The 18,236-nt window shown below is 64.7% G+C and carries 15 protein-coding genes and 3 pseudogenes; 11 read left to right on the top strand and 7 right to left on the bottom strand.

Features of this window, described 5'->3' with window-relative positions; all coding sequences use genetic code 11:
• Positions 1–78: 78 nt before the first annotated feature.
• Positions 79–1,158 carry an alcohol dehydrogenase catalytic domain-containing protein gene (locus GD429_RS37460; protein WP_152864900.1) on the bottom strand — a complete coding sequence of 360 codons (1,080 nt, stop codon included), beginning with the start codon at positions 1,156–1,158 and terminating at the stop codon, positions 79–81.
• A 110-nt stretch (positions 1,159–1,268) separates the two neighbouring features.
• On the opposite strand from GD429_RS37460, the gene GD429_RS37455 reads away from it, so the two are divergent.
• Positions 1,269–2,066, top strand: a complete 798-nt coding sequence (locus tag GD429_RS37455) for a helix-turn-helix transcriptional regulator (RefSeq protein WP_152864898.1) — start codon at positions 1,269–1,271, stop codon at positions 2,064–2,066.
• Between the two features lie 167 nt (positions 2,067–2,233).
• Here the strand turns inward: GD429_RS37455 and GD429_RS37450 are convergent, their stop codons facing one another.
• From GD429_RS37450 to GD429_RS37430, 5 genes and pseudogenes are all read right to left on the bottom strand, one after another.
• A complete protein-coding gene (locus GD429_RS37450) occupies positions 2,234–3,712 on the bottom strand; it encodes an aminotransferase class V-fold PLP-dependent enzyme (protein ID WP_152864896.1) in 1,479 nt (492 codons plus the stop codon).
• A gap of 264 nt (positions 3,713–3,976) precedes the next feature.
• Complete coding sequence (locus GD429_RS37445) at positions 3,977–4,282, bottom strand: TrfB-related DNA-binding protein (RefSeq protein WP_152864895.1); 306 nt, start codon at positions 4,280–4,282, stop codon at positions 3,977–3,979.
• Positions 4,283–4,300: 18 nt separating this feature from the next.
• On the bottom strand, positions 4,301–4,558 hold the full coding sequence (locus GD429_RS37440) for a PAAR domain-containing protein (protein WP_152864924.1): 258 nt from the start codon (positions 4,556–4,558) through the stop codon (positions 4,301–4,303).
• 71 nt (positions 4,559–4,629) lie between these two features.
• Positions 4,630–4,809 (bottom strand): annotated as a pseudogene (locus GD429_RS41765) (virulence factor); the annotation flags it as partial.
• Positions 4,809–7,109, bottom strand: a pseudogene (locus tag GD429_RS37430) (type VI secretion system Vgr family protein); the annotation flags it as partial. The pseudogenes GD429_RS37430 and GD429_RS41765, both read right to left, overlap by 1 nt.
• A 759-nt stretch (positions 7,110–7,868) precedes the next feature.
• Here GD429_RS37430 and GD429_RS37420 point away from each other — a divergent pair.
• The 10 genes from GD429_RS37420 to GD429_RS37375 all read left to right on the top strand — a co-directional run bounded on the left by GD429_RS37420 (position 7,869) and on the right by GD429_RS37375 (position 17,308).
• Positions 7,869–9,122 carry an MFS transporter gene (locus GD429_RS37420; RefSeq protein ID WP_152864891.1) on the top strand — a complete coding sequence of 418 codons (1,254 nt, stop codon included), beginning with the start codon at positions 7,869–7,871 and terminating at the stop codon, positions 9,120–9,122.
• Positions 9,123–9,274: 152 nt separating this feature from the next.
• A complete protein-coding gene (locus GD429_RS37415) occupies positions 9,275–10,204 on the top strand; it encodes a LysR family transcriptional regulator (protein ID WP_152864889.1) in 930 nt (309 codons plus the stop codon).
• Between the two features lie 114 nt (positions 10,205–10,318).
• A complete protein-coding gene (locus GD429_RS37410; protein WP_152864887.1) occupies positions 10,319–10,813 on the top strand; it encodes a hydroxyquinol 1,2-dioxygenase in 495 nt (164 codons plus the stop codon).
• A gap of 42 nt (positions 10,814–10,855) precedes the next feature.
• The gene (locus tag GD429_RS37405) at positions 10,856–11,875 is read left to right on the top strand and encodes a hydroxyquinol 1,2-dioxygenase (protein WP_152864885.1); all 1,020 of its coding nucleotides are present in this window, start codon (positions 10,856–10,858) and stop codon (positions 11,873–11,875) included.
• A gap of 44 nt (positions 11,876–11,919) precedes the next feature.
• Complete coding sequence (locus GD429_RS37400; RefSeq protein ID WP_152864883.1) at positions 11,920–13,386, top strand: aldehyde dehydrogenase family protein; 1,467 nt, start codon at positions 11,920–11,922, stop codon at positions 13,384–13,386.
• A gap of 7 nt (positions 13,387–13,393) precedes the next feature.
• Entirely contained in the window at positions 13,394–14,461 is a 1,068-nt protein-coding gene (locus tag GD429_RS37395) for a maleylacetate reductase (RefSeq protein ID WP_152864880.1), read from the top strand.
• A gap of 34 nt (positions 14,462–14,495) precedes the next feature.
• Positions 14,496–15,365 (top strand): intradiol ring-cleavage dioxygenase, encoded by an 870-nt coding sequence (locus GD429_RS37390; RefSeq protein WP_152864878.1) that lies wholly within the window; start codon positions 14,496–14,498, stop codon positions 15,363–15,365.
• 4 nt (positions 15,366–15,369) lie between these two features.
• The gene (locus GD429_RS37385) at positions 15,370–15,681 is read left to right on the top strand and encodes a YciI family protein (protein ID WP_072438385.1); all 312 of its coding nucleotides are present in this window, start codon (positions 15,370–15,372) and stop codon (positions 15,679–15,681) included.
• A 3-nt stretch (positions 15,682–15,684) separates the two neighbouring features.
• Entirely contained in the window at positions 15,685–16,020 is a 336-nt protein-coding gene (locus GD429_RS37380; protein ID WP_152864876.1) for a Rieske (2Fe-2S) protein, read from the top strand.
• A 199-nt stretch (positions 16,021–16,219) separates the two neighbouring features.
• Complete coding sequence (locus GD429_RS37375) at positions 16,220–17,308, top strand: porin (RefSeq protein ID WP_152864922.1); 1,089 nt, start codon at positions 16,220–16,222, stop codon at positions 17,306–17,308.
• Between the two features lie 96 nt (positions 17,309–17,404).
• Here GD429_RS37375 and GD429_RS37370 read toward each other — a convergent pair.
• A pseudogene (locus tag GD429_RS37370) lies at positions 17,405–17,947 on the bottom strand (glutathione S-transferase); the annotation flags it as partial.
• Between the last annotated feature and the right edge of the window lie 289 nt (positions 17,948–18,236).

The following is an 18,236-nucleotide window of genomic DNA, read 5'->3' as shown; positions in this document are numbered from 1 at the left end:
CTCGAGCAGAGCGTGCCGCGCGCCTACCGTCGAATCGCACGCCGCAATGATCGCTCGCCCGCGCGCCACGCGTGGAGCTCAAGGTGCGATCACGGTCATCCTGAACGGCCCGCCGTTCGCCGCCGCATGCGCGACCGCTTCGTTCGCATCGTCGAGCGCGAACACCGTCACGTCGAATTGCCCGAGGTCGAGCAGCCCGCCGCGGACGAGCCCCGTCATCAGCGTCACGGCTTCCGTCGGGCACATCCACTTGCCGCGCAGCGTGATGTCGTTGCGCATGATCCACGGATACGGCAGTTCGAGCCCTGCACCGCCGAGCATGCCGACGCCGCCCATCAGCACCACGCGCCCGTACGGGCGCACCGCCATTACCGCGGCACGCACCGTCGTCGCGGGCACCGCCGGCGGCATCAGGTCGAGCACGCAGTCGATCGGCCCCGGCGCCGCCTGCTGCATGCGTGCGCGATCCGTGGCTTCGTCGCCGGTCAGCGCGACGGTGCGCACGCGTTCGCCGAAGCGGCGTTCGAGATTCGCGAGCGTGCGCGCATTGCGGCCGGGCGCGACCACGCACCGCGCGCCCATCGCCAGCGCCACCGCGATGCCTGCGCTGCCGAAGTTGCCGGTCGCGCCGCTGACGAGCACGATCTCGCCCGCGCGCAGATCGGACGCGAGCAGCCCGCCGTACGGCACGAGCAGCGTATTGAGCGCGCACCAGCGCGCGGCGTCGGCCGGCGGGATGTCGCCGATGCGCACGGCGTTCTCGGTCGGCACCCGCAGTTTTTCGGCGAACGGGCCGTCGTGAAAGTAACGCTGCAGCAGCTTGCCGCCTTCGCCGCGCGCGCTCCAGCCCTGCAGCACGATGTCGGGCATCAGCGCATCGTCGCGCGCGCGCACGGTCGGATCGCAGAACACCCAGTCGCCCGGCTGCAACTTCGTCGCGTCGGGGCCGGTTTGCCGGACCCGGCCGATTGCGCCGCAGCCGGGCACCATCGGCAGCTCGATCGGGTACTGACGCTCGCCGCTGAACACTTCCCGTGCATAGGGCAGCACCGGTGCCGCAACGACATCCACGATGACCTCGCCGGTGCCGAGCACTGGGTCCGGCATCGTCTCGATCGCGAGCGGCGTGCCGAGCGACTTCAGAATCGCAGCTTTCATGACTGTTCCAGAGGGTGGGAGACGCACCGATTCTGGCAGGCTTAGAATCCGCAACAAGGCCCGGCACGAGCCCAGGATCGGCCGATACCACCCTGCACGGAGCGACCTCGATGACCGTTACGACGCGAACCCCGTTCGGCGATTTTCTGCGCTCGCGGCGCAAGAAGCTGCGGCCGGATGCCGTCGGCCTGCACGACGGCCCGCGCCGGCGCACGCCCGGCCTGCGGCGCGAGGAAGTCGCGGAACTGGCGGGCATCGGCGTCGACTGGTATGTGCGGCTGGAGCAGGGGCGCGACGTCAGCCCGTCGGACGCGACGCTCGACGCGCTGGCACGCGCATTGCGGCTGGACAAGGCCGAGGCCGCCCATCTGCGCGCGCTCGCGCGGCGCGACACGTCGCGTGCGTTCGTGCCGGAGAGCGTGCCGCCCACCATCGCGCGGCTCGTCGCGAATCTTCACCTGCCTGCGTACGTGACCGGGCGGCGCTGGGACATCCTCGCGTGGAATGCCGCCGCGGCCGACCTGCTCGGCTTCGATCGGCTCGCGGAAGCCGACCGCAACATCCTGGTCTACATGTTCGTCGAGCCGCACGCGCGTCGGCTCTTTGCCGGGAGTTGGGCCGACGAAGCGCGCCGGATGATCGCGCTGTTTCGCACGAGCCATGATCTCCATGCGAACGATCCGGCGTTCATTGCGCTGGTGGAGCGCCTGCGCGCGAGCAGCGACGAGTTCGCGACATGGTGGGATGCGCACGACGTGCGCAGCGGGGTGTCCGGGCAGAAGGTGTTCGCGCATGCGCAACGCGGCACGCAGCGCTACGAATACGCGACGTTTCAGGCGAACGACGATCCCGCGTTGAAGCTGGCGATTTATACGCCGGTGAGTGGCGATGGGGGCGTCGCCGAATAGCGGCGCGCGAGCGACAGGATTGCCGGCGGGGCATGCAACGGCAGTCGTCAGCCGGGTGGCCGAGGCTTGATTGGTTGGCCTGCGTCACCACCCGGCGACGTCTCAACGCATCGGCGTCCTGTGCGTGCGACGGCGGGTGGTGCAGCGTGTTCGGGCCGTGTTCCGCGTCAGGCCGTGTGCCGAGCCGCCAGACGATTCCAGAGCGCCGCTGACCGGCTGCCGCTTCGGCAATACGCGAGCACGGGTTTCGGCAGCGTGTCGAGCAATGCTTCGAACGCATCGACTTCCGCGTCGCCAATGCGATCGCGCTCGACCGGCAGGTGGCGCGCTTCGAGGCCCAGTTCGCGGGCAGCCGCCGCGATCTCGTCGAACGCGGGCTGATCGTCGCCTTCGCCGTCCGGGCGATTGCAGATGACCGAGCGGAAGCCCGCATTCCGGATCGCCTTCAGGTCGGCCGGCGTGATCTGCCGCGAAGCTGAAAACCCGTTCGCAGCCGTCGCGCGGCATTGTTCGATCGCTTTCCGGAAACAGGCGATCGCGAAATCGACGTCCTGCTCGGTCGTAAAGCGACCGAAGCTCACGCGCACGGTGCGGCCGGCAGCCTCAGCATCGAGGCCGATCGCGGTCAGCACGTGCGACGGTGCGCCGCTGGTCGAGTTGCATGCGGATGTAGACGACACGGCGAGCGCTTCGCCGAGCATGAACGGGAAAAAGCCGGGTGCGCTCACCGTCAGGCTCAACGTGTGCGGGATGCGGCGCGCAGCGGCCGCGTTCTGCGTGACATCGCCGAGCGCGAACAGCGCGTCCGTCAGGCGTGCGCCGAGCGCAGCAATCCGCACGGCTTCGCCGTCGAGTTTTTCAGCGGCGAGTTCGCACGCGACGCCCATGCCGACGATCTGATGCGTCGCGAGCGTGCCCGAGCGCAACCCGCGCTCGTGTCCGCCGCCATGAATCTGCGGGGCGATCCGGTCGGCGATGTCGCGGCGCACGAACAGCGCGCCGATGCCCTTGGGGCCGTAAACCTTGTGCGCGGACATCGACATCATGTCGATGCCGAGCGCACGCACGTCGATCGGCGTCTTGCCGAGCGCTTGCGCGGCGTCGACGTGGAGCAGCGCGCCTGCGGCGTGCACGATGCGCGCGATCGCGGCGATGTCGGCCAGCGTGCCGATCTCGTTGTTCACGAGCATCAGCGACACGAGGCCGGTATCGGGGCCGATCGCCGCGGCGACCGCGTCGGCGGTGATTTCGCCGTCGCGCGTGGGCGTCAGGAAGGTGACCGACATCCCGCGCTTCGACAGGTTCGCCATCGTATCGAGAATGGCCTTGTGCTCGAGGCGGCTCGTGATCAGGTGGCGCTTGTCGGTCGCGGTGTCCGCATAACCCTTCAGCGCGAGGTTGTTCGATTCGGTGGCGCCCGACGTCCAGACGATCTCGTCGGCATCCGCGCCGATCAGCGCTGCGACTTGCGCGCGAGCGCGCTCGACCTGTTCCCGGGCCAGCCGGCCGGCGGCATGCGAGCTCGATGCGGGATTGCCGAAGATGCCGTCGAAGCCGAGGCAGGCCGTCATCGCTTCGATCACGCGGGGATCCGCGGGCGTCGTTGCCGCGTAGTCGAGGTAGTGCAGCGGGGTGGTATCGCTCATGTCCGTTTCTTGCCGATTCTGAATGGGAGAAATGATACGGGGGACAGGAGGGAAAATGGATCCAAAATAGGTCGGTGATCCAGCTTGATATGGAATAACGTTTTCTTTTAATGTGGAATGGTGGAATCTGTTTCTTGGTGGGCGGGACCGTGCGCGACGTGCCCCCATTGCCGGGTTGCCGTGAAACGATGGGCACGCGGCGCCTTCCAGCGTTGTTTCCCATTCGGGGGCGGTCGCTACTGTTCCCCGGGTTCGATCAAGTCGTTACTGTGGATCGGATGGCTTGGCCAGTCGGTGAGCGTCCCGAACCCATGCATGCAATGCGCTTTCGTACTTTGCCGGGATCGTAATCGTCAGTGTGGCCAGGCGCGTGTCGTTGCCCGGCAGTTCCAGATACCTTTGCCAGGCCTTCCGCACAAGTTGCGACATGGCAGAACACGTCATGCCGAGTTCGGCGGCAAGCGCACGCTGTGACCGGCCCTTCACGAAGATTTCAAACAACGCCCAATGGTTGATGGGCTTGATCCGGGTATCTTGGAGCTTCAACAGTCGGAACTGTTCGGCGCTCATGCGTCGGCTTTGCCGCATTCAGACACGCCCGGAAGTTTGCAGGGAAGAAATCAACGCCGCGCCGCAGGATGTCTTGTGGCCGTCGAATGCTGCGGCGCTGCCTTCGACATCAAACGCCGTGTCACCTTCGGCAATCACACCGGCTCCGTGAATCGGACATGAACACGCGTCGCCAATGCGGGCGACCGCGCGCCCCATTACCTTGCTCCTTCCGGCTCCGGACTCGACCCGGCCGCCGTGGGTGTGTACGTCGCCTACTCGAATAATTCCTCGCATATAACCAATCTCCTGAATGACTTGGCGCGGTGGCCGCGTTCGCTCGAAACGCGCTGCCGCGTCGGTTTGCATCACCACGAATAGCCCTGCGTTCCGTAGTTCGTGTCGTGACGACGGCCCCACCACGGCAGATAGGCGTTGTTCCCGCCGCGCGCGCGGAACCAGTCCTTGTCCGGATCGATCGTCGTGAGTTTCGATGGTGGCATCACCACGACGGCGACGGGATGCTCCGGGTCGGTCGTGCCGGCGACACGCCATCGCTATGCGCGAACATCGCGATGCCATGACCGCCATGCAGACCGATGCGCTCGCCGCTGGCGAGTTGCACGTGCTGCCGTGCGATCTGATCGATGTTCTCGCCCGCATACATGACATGCGTTTTGGGAGTGACGTGCAGCGATCCTGCCTGCGCGCCGAACGCCAGCAATGCGGATGCGTCACCGGCTGCGCCGGATTCCGCGCTGCCGGGTGTCCAGTTGCGGAACGCATCGGCGATCTTGTCCTGGCCGACGGTATCGGCGGACTGTCCGCCATGCTGGCCGGCATAGTCGCCGAGCGATTTGAACAGTTCGGCGCACTGGTCGAGCAAGTGAATCAGCTCGTCGCGATCGATCTGACCACCGGTCGCGCGTGTGCGCGCATAGGTCGACAATAGAATGCCCTGGGCGGCGCGCAACGCCGCTGCGGCGTCGGTGCGCAGTTCCGCACCTTCGCCCCGATCGCTTCCGTGTCCGTCTTTCCGGGGCTGCGTCAGGTACCCCAGATTCAATTGGGTATGCGCGTGTTCGCTCGCCAACTGCGCCGAGATTTGCGATGGCGTATCGTCCAGGCGAAGCTGGTTGTACCGACGACCCTTGATTTCCTTCGTTTTGATCCCGGACACGTAGCGGTTGCCGGGTAGCGCGCCGGCATGCGTGAAAGTCGCGGGCGGGTTTGCGCCGTTGCTCAAAACCCCGATGATGACCAACCGGTCCGGATCGCCCGACAGGCACCCCAGCAAGACTTCCATGCCGACGCGGGGGAGGAAGAGCGCACCGAAGTTGCCGCCCGCGAGACTCGCCGCGACACGTATGGGCGCGCTGTCGCCGGCCGACCCGTTCGTTCCGGCACCTTGCGCGTGCGCGTGATCCTCCGGATCGAAGCCGTGAATCCGCACGCGCACGCGGCCGGCTTTGTCGCAGAACACTTCTTCCCCCTGCGTGCCGACGATCGTGCCGGTCAGCAGGTGAGCCGGCGGGAGGTCGATTTCCGGATCGTAGGACGGCTTGAGCGGCACACCGCGACGCACGCACGTGAAACTGTTCTCGTAACGCGTGTCCGTTTGGTCCGACGCATCGGCCGGCGGGAACGGTGTGGTTCGCGTGAGATTCCGGCTCGCCGCGAACAGCGCGTTCACGCGGCTCGTCAGGTCTTTCGGCAGGTTGTTCAGGATATCGTGCCGAGCCGACGTCACGACGAACTGCCGCTGTTCAGCCAGCTTCATGTCCAGTTCGGGGTCGCCCGTCAGCGTGAACCAGTAGCCGACAGGCATATCGCGCACGCTACTGATACCGTCGCAGCGCTCCGCTTCGAACTGGTGGGCGAGTATCCGGTCGTGCGTGATGCGGTCGTGATCGTTCCACGAATCGCCGACGTGCGGAATATCGATCGCCACATCGGTCAGCAGTCGGGCAAGGTCGTTGCCGGCGTCGCCCTGATCGATGCTGCTTGCGATGACGGAGACGTCCATGCGGGCCGTCTTGTAGTCCCACGACGGACGGCTGGCTTTGCCGGGAGACAGGCTTTGATAACGAGCGAACAGCGTCACCGTATTGCGTAGTTCGGTTCCTGCATCACGCGGGTGAAGACGCACGGTACCGGCGGGTGATTCCGCCAATCGAAGCGGGTCATCGCAGAATACGAGCGTATGGATCGGCCGCTCTTCGGTCGTGCTACGCGCCCCTCCGACCGGCCCGGCCTTCGCAAAAACCGTGATGCCGTCGCGCCGCAGCAGTCGACGCACAAAACGAGCGTCCGACTCGTTGACCTGCCGCGTCAGTTCGCGTGCCGGATAGCGCTCGGTTCGCAATCCGGACAGGTCGAAATCGAATGCACGCGCGAGTGCGGCGCTGCGTTGTCGCCATTCGTTCATCAGCGTGGCAAGAACCTCGATAACGCTCATCGATCGGAATACGCGGGAGTTGGTGCGGTAGTCCATCAACGAAAGCGCATCGCAGACGTGCAACTGGTACACCGTCAGCTCGCCATCGGATTGACCGATATGCACGTCCCGCACGATTGCATTGATCGTCCGCACGTCGCCCCGGTCGGTCGTCAGGCGGACCGATACAGGCAGGCCGAGAAACAGCGTGGGGGATAGATGATCGCGTGTGGAAACGCAGGTCAGGTACCCGTCGATGCCCGACATCAACCCTTCGCGGATATCGGCATGATGGAGCGCCAGCAGATGGCCGACTGCGCGTTGCGCCTGCCCGAAATGAAGGGCGACCGGCCGCTTGTTCCAGTCGACAAGACCGGATGCAAAGTTTCGAAGTGTTGCTGCTATCGACATAACGGCAATCTCGTTATTATTTTCCGGATTCGGACTTGTTCGAATCGGACTCTCGGTTTAATAAAGCGACGACACTCGTAATTTCGATGCGGAGAATATCAAATTTATATCGGTTTCAATGCATATTGATATTTCGAGACGAAAAATAACGCCTTGGGAAACAGTGTTTGACGTTTTTTGTCGAGGTGGATTTTTTAATAAAAGTCCTATGTAGAGCATATTTGGCGATATTCATGTCTGATCTTTGCGAGTCAGCCGCGCCGCGGTGACTGGCTTTTCGTCAAACTGAATTAGGTTGCCAAAATTCAAAAATCAGACTTTTCCCGATTCGGAATGGACTGCGACACATTGCGGTGTCGGAAGGGAGCCCAGCATGCCGGTTCGTCTGCATGCAGGGCGTAAACGGAGCGGTACGCCGATTCTTCGATGTCCATGAGGGATTTCCCCGTGACGCATGCGCGTGAGCGTCATTTCAACGCCGCGTCCATTCGCTCCGCGCTTCCCCGTAGACACTTCCCGCCCCCTCGCGTCCGATTATTTGCATTTCGCGAATGGCGCGTTCGCCGGTTGTTCCATACCCGATCCGCAGCCTTGCACCTATCGTGGTGGCGTCGGCTGGCTGGATTCGATGCGTCGAACCGGAAAGGCGGCCGGCACTTCGTCGCGATTCGCGTCGCACACCACACGAAAAACATCGGACCTGACTCATGCGCAGGCGCTGCGGCGCGCGCAGGCGAACCAGCGTCCTCGGAGACGGAAATGAAAGCAAACGAGTGGGATACCTCCTATGAGTGGAAGGCGGTGACGCTGCTGGCGCTCGGCTTCGGGCTGGTCGGCCTCGACCGCTGGCTCATCGCGCCGCTGTTCCCTTCGATCATGAAGGACCTCAACCTGACCGCGCAGGACGTCGGCAACTGCATCGGCGTGCTCGGCCTGTCGTGGGGCGTGTTCGCGGCGCTGATGGGCGGCATCTCGGACAAGATCGGCCGCAGGAAGGTGCTCATTCCCGCCATCATCGCGTTCTCGCTGCTGTCGGGTTTTTCGGGGCTCGCGGGCGGCCTGCTCGGGCTGATGGTGATTCGCGGGCTGATGGGCGTCGCGGAGGGTTCGTTCTGCCCGACGAGCTTCGCGGCGACGGCCGACGCGTCGCATCCGCGGCGGCGCGGCCTGAATCTCGGCCTGCAGCAAAGCGGCTTCGCGCTGTTCGGCCTGGCGCTGTCGCCGATTATCGCCACGCAGCTGCTCGGCTTCGTGTCGTGGCGCTGGGTCTTTGCACTGGTGGCGATTCCCGGCCTGATCCTCGGGGCGATCATGTTCTTCGTCATCCGCGAACCGAAGGTCGTGAAGGAGGTCGCGTCGGAACACGCGCCGGCGTCGCTCGGCCATGTGCTCAAGAGCCGAAACATCCTCGTGGCGATGGCCGCACTGTGCTGCGCGATGACCGGCGTCTTCGTGCTCGGCGCGCTGCTGCCGCTGTACCTGACCGATTACCTGTCGCTCGGCACGCAGAAGATGGGCCTCGTGGTGTCGGCGATCGGCTTCGGCGGCTTTCTCGGGCAGTTCGGGTTGCCCGGCCTCTCCGACCTGGTCGGGCGCCGCCTCGCGAGCATCGTCGGCTTCGCGGGAACGGCCGTGATGCTCTATATCTTCCGCGGCCTCGGCCCGCAGCCGCTCGCGTTGTTCGGCGTCCTGTTCGTCGCGTCGTTCTTCACGCTCGGGCTGGTGTCGCTGCTGTCCGGCCCGGTCGCGACCGAGGCTGCGCCCGTCGGCCTCGTGTCGACGTCGATCGGCGTGGTGGTCGGCGTCGGCGAGATCTTCGGCGGCGGCATCGCGCCGGCGATGGGCGGCTACGTCGCGGCACACTTCGGCATCCAGAACATTATGTGGTTGCCGATGTGCGCGGTCGTGCTGGGTATCCTGGTCAGCATGCTGTTGAAGGAAACCGCGCCTGCCGTGCTGCAGCGTCGCGTGGTCGTGCAACCCGAGCTGGCAGCCGGCGAGCAACCGAGGTAATGCCCGCGCGGGCGCGGGTGCTGGCGAACGCCGGTGTCGCTCCGCTCCGCGATTGACATCGATTCGGCGACACAGTGACGCTTTTCGCATGACACAGCCCGTTGCCCGGTGCAGGTAGACTGCCGGTTTCGCTGTCGAAAAAAAGGCGCGGTATGGACCGGTTTCTCAGCATCGAGGCATTCGTAAGAGTCGCGGAGGCGAGCAGCTTCGCCGAGGCCGCGCGGCAGCTTGGTGTGACGAGTTCGGTCGTGACGAACCGCATCCAGCAGCTCGAGAAGTTCGTCAATGCGCCGCTGTTCCATCGCAGCACGCGCCACGTGCGCTTGTCCGAAGTGGGCGAGGCGTTTTATCGCGAGTGCGCGGAGGTGGTGGGGCGCGTCAACGAGTTGACGGACCAGATGCGCGAGCTTCGCGCCACGCCGACCGGGCGGCTGCGCATCCAGATGCTGCCCGGTTTCGCGCTCGATCACTTCGGTGCGCCGCTGGTCGAATTCAATCGACGCTACCCGGGCATCCAGCTCGACGTCATCGTCAATGATCGCGTGGTCGACCCTGTCGAAGAAGGTTTCGACATCGCGTTCCAGATCTTTCCGCCGATTTCCGAATCGCTGATCGAACGACGACTGTTCACGGTCAGGCGTCTCTTCTGCGCGTCGCCCGCTTACCTCGAAGCGCATGGTGCGCCACAACATCCGCGCGATTTGCTGCAGCACACCACCGCGCTGTATTCGGGTTATCCGTCGCGCAATCGCTGGACGATGACGCGCGACGACGAGGTCGTCGAAATGGAGCTGCCGGGCATGATTCGCTCGAACTCCGTTCACCTGCTGCGCGAGTACGCGCTGACCGGCGGCGGCGTCGTTTGCCTGCCCACGCTCGTGGCGAGCGACGCGCTCGTCGCGGGCCGGCTGGTGCCGATCCTGACCGACTACCAGCTCGCGCCGCTGAGCTTTGCAGCCGTCTATCCCGCAACGCAGCGACAGGCGTTGAAGGTGAAGGCGCTGGTCGAATTCCTCGCCGACTACATCGGCGACGAATCCCCGTGGGATCTTCCGCTTCTGGAGCGTGGCTGGGTGCGGTGAGCCGCGGGATTATTCGCGAAACGCAAATGCCGTAATCGCCATCCGTTGCCTTGTTGCCGCTGTCCGTTGCCCCTAGAGTGGAATCCAACAAGCGGTTCAACTCAGGAGACAGCAATGACCGACACGGCATTCCACACCGTCTTTGGCTCGCTCGACAGCTACAAGAAGGGCGAGATCGAAATCACCAGCGGCAGCGCCCAGCACTACGCCTTCTCGAACGTCTTCGAGGTGGCATCGAAGTCGGCCCCTTACGAAAAGGTCGTCGCCGGCAAGAATCTCGAATACGTGATCGAAGTGCTGAGGACCGAGGGCCAGTCGCCCTGGTTCGCATGTGCGCATGACGAATTCACGATCCAGATGGACGGCGAAGTCCGGATCGAATTCATCAAGCTCGACACGCCGCCGGCATCGGGCCGCGGCACCGTCAGCGCCGGCGCGCAACCGGCCGGCCGCAAGATGGGGTACGTCGTCCTGCGCAAGGGGCATCAGGCGCTGCTGCCGGCCGGCTGTGCATACCGCTTCGTCGCCGGCAAGCCGGGTGTCGCGCTCGTGCAGACCATCCTCGGCGAGCTGTCCGTCGAGAAGTGGGCCGAGATCTGCCTGCACTGACTGTTCCGACCGCTCACATTCGAATATTCCAGGAGACACGTTATGGCCACCCTCGAGACCCTCGACCCTTCCGCCGGTTTTGCCGCCGATCTGGTGCGATCCACGCAAGCCGATGCCGTCACCGGTTATCGCCGCTTCCAGCTCGGCGAGTTCGCGTTCCAGCGCGACGAGTATTTCGTGAAGATCAGCTGGCCCGCGAAAGGCCAGACCCGCACGCATGCGATGCCGGCGGACGCGTTCCTGCGCGCAATGATGCGCGACGTGGCGTGGGGCTTCTTCTACGGGTGGGTGAATTTCGATCACGTGTTCGGCACGCGCAATCACTACGGCAAGGTGGACATGTACGCGGGCACCTTCAACGGCATCCTGAAAGACGCCGGGGTCGACTACACCGAGACCTTCGAAACGCCGACGATCATGGCGACCTTCAAGGCGATGCTGCACGACTGGACGAACGAGGGATTCGACCCGTTCGCGGCGCCCGAGGAAACGGGCACGGCATTCGGGCGCAAGCATGGCGACAACGGTTCGGCCATCGAGCGCACGCGGATCGCGACGCGCCGCATGCCGGGCCTCGAAGGCGATTCGCCGCTGCGCGACGAATTGCCGGTCAACCGCGCGTTCCTCGACGTCGCGCAGGACGAGCCGGAAGTGCATGTCGAGCCGGGCTTCGAAGGCGAACTGCATGCATTCAACCTGTTCAAGTACCTGTCGCGCTCGGACGTGACGTGGAATCCGTCGGTCACGTCGGCGTGCGGGCGCAGCCTGTTCTGCCCGACCACCGAGGAATTCATCCTGCCCGTGTTCCATGGCAACGACCGCGTCGAATGGTTCCTGCAACTGTCCGACGAAATCGTGTGGGACATCGGCGACAAGAACACCGGCGCACCGCGGGCACGCGTCACGATGCGCGCCGGCGACATTTGCGCGATGCCCGCCGACATCCGGCACCAGGGCTACTCGACGAAGCGTTCGATGCTGCTGGTCTGGGAAAACGCGACGCCGGACCTGCCGCAACGCTACGAGAGCGGCGAGCTCGCGCCGTATCCGATCGCGTTCTGAGCAGCGCTTCAGTTTCAGCTTCAGCACAATACCGAGGACGTTTCATGCAAACCCAACTCTTCATCGACGGGCGCTTCGTTGACGCCGTCGACCGCGGCACGATCGACGTGCTGAATCCTCACGACGGCTCCGTCATCACGAAGATCGCCGCGGCCACAGCGGCGGACGTGGACCTGGCCGTCGAAGCGGCGACCCGCGCGTTCCCGAAATGGTCGGCCATGCCGGCAGCCGAACGCGGCCGGCTGCTGCTGCGCCTCGCCGATGCGATCGAGGCCCATGCGGAGGAGCTGGCGCAGCTCGAATCGCTCGACACCGGCCACCCGATTCGCGATTCGCGCGCGCTCGACGTGCCGCGCACGGCGGCGTGCTTCCGCTACTTCGGCGGCATGGCCGACAAGCTGCAAGGCTCGGTGATTCCCGTCGACACCGGCTTCCTGAACTATGTGCAGCGCGCGCCGATCGGCGTCGTCGGGCAGATCGTGCCGTGGAATTTCCCGCTGATGTTCACGAGCTGGAAGATGGGCCCGGCGCTGGCCGCCGGCAACACGGTGGTGCTCAAGCCGTCGGAAATCACGCCGCTGTCGACGTTGCGCATCGTCGAACTGATGGCCGAGGTCGGGTTCCCCGCGGGCGTCGTCAATATCGTTCCCGGTTACGGGCATACGGCCGGCCAGCGGCTCGCCGAACACCCGGGCGTCGGCAAGATCGCGTTCACGGGTTCGACCGCAACCGGCCGCCGGATCGTCGAAGCGTCGCAGGGCAACCTGAAGCGCGTTCAACTGGAACTGGGCGGCAAGGGCGCCAACATCGTCTTCGACGATGCCAACCTCGACGCGGCCATCAACGGCGCCGCATGGGCGATCTTTCATAACCAGGGGCAGGCGTGTATCGCGGGGTCGCGCCTCGTGCTGCACGAGCGCATCGCGGATGCGTTCCTCGAACGGTTCGTTGCGCTCGCATCGTCGATCCGGATCGGCAACCCGTTCGACGCCAACACCGAGATGGGCCCGCTGACGTCGAAGCAGCACCTCGATCGCGTGCTGTCGTTCGTCGACGTCGCACGCGAGCAGGGCGGCCGCGTGCTCACCGGCGGCAGCGCACCGCAAGATCCGGCGCTGGCCAATGGCTACTATGTGCGCCCGACGGTCATCGAAGCGAAGAGCGCGACCGACCGCATCGCGCAGGAGGAAGTGTTCGGTCCGTTCGTCAGCGTGCTGCGCTTCGGCAGCGACGAGGAAGCGCTGGCCATCGCCAACGCGACGGAATACGGGCTGGGCAGCGGCCTCTGGACCCAGAACCTCTCGCGCGCCCACAAGATGGCGTCGCAGATCAATGCGGGCATGTGCTGGATCAACTGCTACAAGCGCGTCAGTCCGGGCAGCCCGTTCGGCGGCGTGGGCAAGTCGGGTTATGGCCGCGAGATGGGCTTCGAAGCCATGCACGATTACACTGAAGCTCGGTCGGTTTGGGTCAATGTCGACGGCAACGTGCCGCCGCATTTCAAGCGCTGAGGCTTTCATGGAACGCTTCGTCTATCAAGGTCTGCCTTCCCGCGTGGTGTTCGAATGGGGGGCGCTCGCCAGGCTGCCGGACGAGCTGTCGGCGCTCGGCGCGCACCGCGCGCTCATCCTGTCCACGCCCGAGCAGCGGCCGCTCGCCGACCGTGTGATGGAGCTGCTGGGCGATCGTGCGGCCGGCGTGTGCACACAGGCGGTCATGCACGTTCCGGTCGAAGTCGCGCGCGCCGCGCGCGAGATGGCCGCCGAGCTGGGCGCGGACTGTTGCATCGCGATCGGCGGCGGCTCCACGATCGGGCTGGGCAAGGCCATTGCGCTCGAATCGTCGCTGCCGATACTGGCCGTGCCGACGACTTACGCCGGCTCGGAGATGACGCCGATCTACGGGCTCACGGAAGGCCGGCTGAAGCGCACCGGGCGCGATGCGCGCGTGCTGCCGCGTACCGTGCTCTACGACCCGTCGTTGACGTTGTCGCTGCCGCCGGGCATTTCGGCGGCGTCCGGTGTCAATGCGATGGCGCATGCCGTCGAGGCGCTCTATTCGGAAGATGCGAACCCGGTGATCAGTTTGATGGCCGAGGAATCGATTCGCGCGCTCGGCGAAGCATTGCCGGTCGTGGTGCGCGATCCGCAAGACCGAGCGATGCGCAGCCGCGCGTTGTATGGCGCGTGGCTCGCGGGAACCTGCCTGGGCGCGGTCGGCATGGCGCTGCATCACAAGCTTTGTCATACGCTCGGCGGCACCTTCAACCTGCCGCACGCGCAGACGCACGCGGCCATGTTGCCGCATACCGCGCACTACAACCACGCCGCTGCGCCCGACGCGCTGTGCCGCGTCGCGCGGGCGCTGGGCGGGAACGACGCGGCCGAAGCCGGCCCGCTGCTGTTCAGGCTGAACGAGCAGCTCGGCATTGCGCCGGCGCTCGCCGACATCGGGATGCCGCAGGAGGGCCTCGACGAAGCGGCCGACCTTGCCTGCCGGAATCCGTATGCGAACCCGCGGCCGATCGAGCGCGCGGCGATTCGCGCGCTGCTTCAGGACGCGTGGGAAGGGCGCGCGCCGCGTTGAACGGCCTGACGTGCAAAGGGAAAGGGAGACAGACATGAATGACCACCGTGACAGCGACACGAGGCTGACCGAGCAGGTCGTCGCCAGCTTCGAAGGCACGCCGAACCCGCGCCTGCGCGTGCTGATGCAGAGCCTCGTGCGGCATCTTCATGCGTTCGTGCGCGAAACGGAATTGACGGAAGCCGAGTGGATGGCGGCGATTCGCTTCCTGACCGAGACGGGGCAGATGTGCGACGACGTGGTGCGCCAGGAGTTCATCCTGTTGTCGGACACGTTGGGCGTTTCGATGCTCGTCGATGCGATCAACCATCGCTTCGCAACCGGCGCAACGGAGACGACGGTGTTCGGCCCGTTCTACATCAAGGGGATGCCCGAGCGTGCGTACGGCGAGAACATGGCGCTCACGCCGGGCGCACCGGTCGTCGTGCATGGGCGCGTGCTGACCACCGACGGTGTTCCGGTGAAGGACGCCGTGCTCGACGTGTGGCAAACCGCGGAGAACGGCATGTATTCCGGGCAGGACACGGCGCAGCCGCACGGCAACCTGCGCGGCCGCTACCGGACCGATGCCGAAGGCCGTTATGCGATCGTGACGATTCTGCCGGTCAGCTATCCCATTCCGACCGACGGCCCGGTCGGGAAGATGCTCGACGCCACCGGCCGCCATCCGTGGCGGCCCGCGCATCTGCACTTCCTGATCGACGCGCCGGGTTTCCGTACGCTCGTCACGCATCTTTTCGACGAGGACGATCCGTACCTGAAGTCGGATGCCGTCTTCGGCGTGAAGCCGTCGCTGATGGTCGCGTATCGCCCGCGCGCCGTGGATGACGAGCTCGCCCGTCAGTTCGGCCTGAACGGCCCGTACCGCGAAGCGACGTACGACTTCGTCCTCGACCGGAGCTGATCGAATGGCTCGATTCTTCGCGGTGTTTGCGACGGACCAGCCCGGTATGCGCGACGTGCGCGACCGCGTGCGGCCGAGTCATCGGAGCTACCTGCGCGCGGCTTCGCAGCACGGCGTGTATGTGCGGCTCGGCGGCCCGACGCTGGACCCGCAGGGCGACGCGATGAACGGAACGCTGCTCGTCGTGGAGGCGGACGACATCCATGCGGTGATGCAGTTCGTCGGAAACGATCCGTATGTGAAGGAGGGGTTGTTCTCGCGCGTGGAGGTGCGTCCGTGGGACTGGAGCCTGGGAAACCCCGAGCAGAGAGTGTGAATCATGGGCGCGACGCAACTCTGCCGCTTTTCCGAGGTGCCTGATGGCGGCGCGCGGGTAGTCGACGAAGCGCGCATCGGACGTCCCGTGATCGTGGTGCGGCGAGGCGAGCAGGTGTGGGCGTATGTGAATCGATGCCCGCATTTCTCGGTGCCGCTCGATTTTGTGCCGGGCAATGTTTCCTGCTACCGGTCGCAGGTGTTGATGTGTGCGCATCACAGCGCGTTGTTCCGGTTCGATGACGGCGTGTGTATCGACGGACCTTGCTCGGGTTCGGCGTTGGAAGCCGTGGCTGTCGAGGTGGATTCTGCCGCGTGGGTTGTCTGTCGAAGCGCTTGATTCGAGTGTTCTGATCGGTACGGTTGTGGCAATCCATTTTCCGTGCACCGATCTTCGAGTTTATAAATCAGTAAAACTAATCATATTTTCGGCGTCGTTATATCTGCCGGGATGAAGGCGTTGTTTTACGAAGCATTGAGCGAGAACCCGCCACGTAGCGGGTGGCAGGCTCGCATTTCCATAAAAAGACGGAGACATGATGAAACTCTGGTTTGGAGCAGTGGCGATTCTTGCCGTAGCGCAGAGCGCATGGGCGCAGAGCAGCGTGACGATGTTCGGTCTTATCGACAGCGGCATCACGTATGTCAGCAACGAGGGCGGGGGAAAGAACGTCAAATTCGATGACGGGATATTCGCGCCCAACCTCTTCGGTTTGCGCGGCACGGAAGACCTCGGCGGCGGGTATCGCGCGACGTTCGCGCTCGTGAACCAGTTCTCGATGGCGAACGGCGCGATCATCGGGTCCGGAATTTTCGGGCGCAATGCATACGTGGGCCTCGAGAGCGACCGGTTCGGCCGCATCACGCTGGGCAATCAGTACGACTTCATGGTGGATTCCCTCTTTTCGAAGGGGAATGCGATTGCTAGGGACGTCAATGGGCTATACGGTTTCCGGAATGGCCCGTTCCAGCGTCTCGCGCTGCCGGGCAATCCGACCGGTGCGTTCGATTGGGATCGCACGGCGGGTAGCAAGCCGATAGCGAATTCGGTCAAATACAGTTCGCCGACGGTCGCGGGTTTGTCTGGGGGCGTGATGTATGCGTTCGGCGGGGTGGCCGGCGCGATCGGCGCGGACAATGCGGTCAGCGCCGGGTTGAACTATGAGGTGGGGGCTTTCGGTGTGGGTGCGGCCTATACGAACGAGAAGTACGGCCCGGCGCCTGGCGTGCCGTCGACCAGCGTGCGCAACTGGGGTGTCGGGATGCATTACGACTTTGGCGTCGTTACCGCGAGTGCGCTGGTGACCACCGTTCGGAATTCGTTCAACGATGCCGCGGTGTGGATGGCCGAAGGCGGTGGGGTGTGGCGGGTCCGGCCGGATGTCGTCCTGGGGGCGAAATACATGTACATGAAGGGTAATGAAGCGGTGAACAACAACCATGCTCATCAGCTCAGCGTGGCGCTTCAATACCTGTTGTCGAAACGGACGATGGTTTATGTGTCGGCTGATTATCAGCGCGCGAATAGCGGCGCGAATGCGCAGGTCAATGGGGTGCTGGATCCGAACGGGGCTTCAAGTTCAGCGAGTCAGGCGGTGGCGCGGGTGGGGGTGCATACGGTGTTTTGACGGGAGCGTGGTGCTGTGCCCCGATGTGACGATCGGCTGGCCGTAGCACTCCGCCTGACTGAGCTTCCCGCGCCGATGCGCCGCTTTTTCAGCGTCCGGGGCGGCGGAACTTGTGTCCAGCTCCGCCGCCAGCGCCGTATTTGCCGCCTGCGCTCGCTGGATGGCCGGACGCGCAAGAATGCGGTTGATGTCGGCGCGCGCCAGCAGCGACTCGGGTACAAGCTTGAACATCGTGATCCAGTGCAGCGCCGAGCCCCACAGTACATGCGCCGCCGTAAAGCGCTCGTCCAGCAGATTGGGCCCCTTGGCCAACTGCGCGCCGATCGCGCCGACGACGGCGACGGCGACGTGGAGCGCGGCGCGAGCGGGCGGTTCATCGAGCGATCGACGACAACCGGCTCGAAGCACGAACCGTAGAACACCATCCTGCGCAGGCACGGTCCGCGCAGCGCGTGCCTCCGGATACAGTGCCGCCGCGTAAAAAGTAGGCGGCGGCCCGTTCGGTGACGTTCACGTCCCCGTGGACAGGTCGAACGCGGGCAATTCACAGTTGGTGTCCAGTTCTTCGAGCAGCATACGGGCGCCGACCGATCGGCCCCGCGCGGCGCAGTAGAGGACAAGGTGGTGATCTTGTGGGATGACGGGCTCCGGAGTGCAGTTGGGAAGAAGGAGCCCAATGTAGGACGGCGGCGCACCTTCGTCTTTGAAAAATCTGCTGTGGCGGTACATCGTCACGAAATCGCCTCTATCGTCTGCACCATGTTCGACTTGCGTAATGTGACCGACACACCCAAAGGTGCGGTCGGCCCAAAGGCGTTCCATCGGCGCTTCCGCGTGAATCGATACTTCTCGTGCGTGGAACTGGCTCACGCGCTTGGGAATTTCGATCAGGCGCATTTCACGCGCGAATTCCGTAATTTGGTGGGTA

Source organism: Burkholderia sp. BE17 (genome assembly GCF_009362305.1).
GTDB lineage: Bacteria > Pseudomonadota > Gammaproteobacteria > Burkholderiales > Burkholderiaceae > Burkholderia > Burkholderia pyrrocinia_C.
The sequence above is the reverse complement of the archived record's forward strand: the minus strand, read 5'-3'. Positions and strand labels throughout refer to the sequence as shown.

What these genes read in the sequence shown, in the direction of transcription:
- GD429_RS37460 (WP_152864900.1), bottom strand. Translation starts at nt 1,158, where the DNA reads ATGAAAGCTGCGATTCTGAAGTCGCTCGGCACGCCGCTCGCGATCGAG.
- GD429_RS37455 (WP_152864898.1), top strand. Translation starts at nt 1,269, where the DNA reads ATGACCGTTACGACGCGAACCCCGTTCGGCGATTTTCTGCGCTCGCGG.
- GD429_RS37450 (WP_152864896.1), bottom strand. Translation starts at nt 3,712, where the DNA reads ATGAGCGATACCACCCCGCTGCACTACCTCGACTACGCGGCAACGACG.
- GD429_RS37445 (WP_152864895.1), bottom strand. Translation starts at nt 4,282, where the DNA reads ATGAGCGCCGAACAGTTCCGACTGTTGAAGCTCCAAGATACCCGGATC.
- GD429_RS37440 (WP_152864924.1), bottom strand. Translation starts at nt 4,558, where the DNA reads ATGCGAGGAATTATTCGAGTAGGCGACGTACACACCCACGGCGGCCGG.
- GD429_RS37420 (WP_152864891.1), top strand. Translation starts at nt 7,869, where the DNA reads ATGAAAGCAAACGAGTGGGATACCTCCTATGAGTGGAAGGCGGTGACG.
- GD429_RS37415 (WP_152864889.1), top strand. Translation starts at nt 9,275, where the DNA reads ATGGACCGGTTTCTCAGCATCGAGGCATTCGTAAGAGTCGCGGAGGCG.
- GD429_RS37410 (WP_152864887.1), top strand. Translation starts at nt 10,319, where the DNA reads ATGACCGACACGGCATTCCACACCGTCTTTGGCTCGCTCGACAGCTAC.
- GD429_RS37405 (WP_152864885.1), top strand. Translation starts at nt 10,856, where the DNA reads ATGGCCACCCTCGAGACCCTCGACCCTTCCGCCGGTTTTGCCGCCGAT.
- GD429_RS37400 (WP_152864883.1), top strand. Translation starts at nt 11,920, where the DNA reads ATGCAAACCCAACTCTTCATCGACGGGCGCTTCGTTGACGCCGTCGAC.
- GD429_RS37395 (WP_152864880.1), top strand. Translation starts at nt 13,394, where the DNA reads ATGGAACGCTTCGTCTATCAAGGTCTGCCTTCCCGCGTGGTGTTCGAA.
- GD429_RS37390 (WP_152864878.1), top strand. Translation starts at nt 14,496, where the DNA reads ATGAATGACCACCGTGACAGCGACACGAGGCTGACCGAGCAGGTCGTC.
- GD429_RS37385 (WP_072438385.1), top strand. Translation starts at nt 15,370, where the DNA reads ATGGCTCGATTCTTCGCGGTGTTTGCGACGGACCAGCCCGGTATGCGC.
- GD429_RS37380 (WP_152864876.1), top strand. Translation starts at nt 15,685, where the DNA reads ATGGGCGCGACGCAACTCTGCCGCTTTTCCGAGGTGCCTGATGGCGGC.
- GD429_RS37375 (WP_152864922.1), top strand. Translation starts at nt 16,220, where the DNA reads ATGAAACTCTGGTTTGGAGCAGTGGCGATTCTTGCCGTAGCGCAGAGC.